The sequence below is a fragment of the Parendozoicomonas sp. 209JJ7-1 genome (assembly GCF_058147085.1).
The window spans coordinates 1-1,477 of record NZ_JBYVJU010000065.1 but is presented as its reverse complement, the minus strand read 5'-3'; the positions used below and the strand labels follow the sequence as shown (position 1 = coordinate 1,477).

Sequence of the window (1,477 nt, the reverse complement as noted above, 5' to 3'; positions counted from 1 at the left end):
ACTTGTTAGCTGCGTATTCCATGTATGTTGATGTTGCTTTTGAAATTTGCTCGCCATAGAGCTTGCTTACGACATATAGAGACATATCAATGCCAGCACTTATGCCAGCGGAGGTAATTATTCTACCATTATCGACAAACCTTACTCCCTTCTCTATTTTTGTGCTTGGGGCAATAGAAGCCAATGTTTCGAAGACTTCATGATGTGTTGTTGCCTTCATACCGTCGAGCAGGCCAGCTTTTGCCAAGATCAACGAACCTGAACATACGGAAAGAGTGAGTTCTGTATTTTTGCTGATTTTGCGAACCCAACTTAATATTTCTGGATCTTCCAGTAATGGGCGAGTTCCATCACCACCCGGAATAATGAGAATGTCAGATTTGTCAATCTCTGAGATGGTTCTATCAGGGTTGATTGAAAGTCCATTCTTTGCAATTACAGGGTCTTTATTTTTCGCTACAACTCTAATGTCAAAGTATTCATAAGCATTGAGTTCATTGGTGACAGAAAACACTTCAAATGGACCTGCGAAGTCCATAACTTCAACATCATCAAATATAAATAACGAGATTACTTTCTTCATGTTTACTCTGACGTTTGTTTGAGCAGCTAACGCCCGCATCAGGTGCGCCGAAGGCGTCACTTGGATGCACTTGTTAGCTGCATTTTAGTATGGAGGGTACAATTCCTTGAGCTGAGCAAAGTCTATGTTAGCCGAGGGTAATTCTAGCCCCGCATACACGACTACTTCTTTAGCTCCTGCTCCGAGACAAAGCTCACGGAAAATTCTATTCTCAATTTTGGTTAAACCACCTTCAAGCTTTTCTCTAGGGTGAATAATGACATCTGGAGATGGTGGTATTAGGTTGTTTTTTGCGATTCTAGCAATGATAAGTTGTATCAGTTTTTCAGCAGCATCAAAGTCAGCACAAAGCATACGTGGGTGTGAGAATGGCATTTGTATTGAAATATTCTCTCTACCTCGGAAGTTATGAGACTCTTTGCCTATTGCTGGAAATTTTGGCTTTTTAGGTGTGCTTTTATCGAAGGCAAAAATTGCTTCATCATCAAAGATTTTTTCTGAATCTAAGTCAATTGCCTTTACTCTGTTTTCCCATATCTGTATGTAAACAGTAGAGCTAAAAATACGTCTTATTGATTTTAACATTTTTACTCGATGGATGTTCTAGCAGCTAACGCCCGCATCAGGTGCGCCGAAGGCGTCACTTGGATGCGCTTGTTAGGTGCAGCCGCTGGTACGATAAGTTTGTTGCGACTTTGTTGGTAAATAATATTTGTTTGGCACGATGTCGTGCTTGCCAGTTACAAAAACAATACCGCTGGAAATTGATGGCATGAACTTACAGGTGGAACTTGTTGGCACAGACTTTATTTTGCTGGTTTGAAAACACAGGTGAAACTCGTTTTGCCAGCAGGTGGAACCGATGCCCCTATTTTTGTCATTTTCGATAAGGCC

3 protein-coding genes are annotated in these 1,477 nt (G+C 41.0%); all 3 read right to left on the bottom strand.

All coding sequences use genetic code 11. The features are described 5' to 3' along the window. Window positions 1-583: DJ-1/PfpI family protein (locus tag ACY2RQ_RS19310; RefSeq protein ID WP_490114644.1), on the bottom strand; the 583-nt coding region annotated here is incomplete at its 3' end. Between the two features lie 84 nt (window positions 584-667). After that, complete coding sequence (locus ACY2RQ_RS19305) at window positions 668-1,168, bottom strand: rod shape-determining protein (protein WP_490114643.1); 501 nt, start codon at window positions 1,166-1,168, stop codon at window positions 668-670. Window positions 1,169-1,240: 72 nt separating this feature from the next. Continuing rightward, a partial coding sequence (locus tag ACY2RQ_RS19300) for a hypothetical protein (protein ID WP_490114642.1) occupies window positions 1,241-1,477 on the bottom strand: 237 nt, incomplete at its 5' end.